The sequence below is a fragment of the Salifodinibacter halophilus genome (genome assembly GCA_012999515.1).
In the GTDB taxonomy this organism is placed as follows: Bacteria; Pseudomonadota; Gammaproteobacteria; order Nevskiales; family Salinisphaeraceae; genus Salifodinibacter; species Salifodinibacter halophilus.
The window spans coordinates 1-267 of the sequence record JABEEB010000300.1 but is presented as its reverse complement, the minus strand read 5'-3'; the positions used below and the strand labels follow the sequence as shown (position 1 = coordinate 267).

Sequence of the window (267 nt, the reverse complement as noted above, 5' to 3'; positions counted from 1 at the left end):
CGCCCAGCGGCGTCCAGCCGTCGATGCTGCCGAAATACTGGAAGCGATCGACCGGCGCGCCGGCGTGTTCGCGATACAGCGCCAGGCGTTGGGCATCGTCGAGCTTGGGGCCCGAACTGGCGCAACCGGCGAGCAACGCCGCAGCCAATACCGCGGCCGACAACGCAGCGAACCGGCGCCGCGGAACGTGCGGATGCGCAGCCGGCGAACGCGCGGACTGCGGACGCGAACCTTGCGAAAGCAGGCGTTTCATACGGGTTTCCTTTG

The 267-nt window shown here is 68.5% G+C and carries 1 protein-coding gene; it reads right to left on the bottom strand.

Annotated elements, in window-relative coordinates:
• Positions 1 to 253, bottom strand: a 253-nt coding sequence (locus tag HKX41_11760) for a hypothetical protein (protein ID NNC24809.1), incomplete at its 3' end; no start/stop codon positions are given.
• Positions 254 to 267 lie beyond the last annotated feature (14 nt).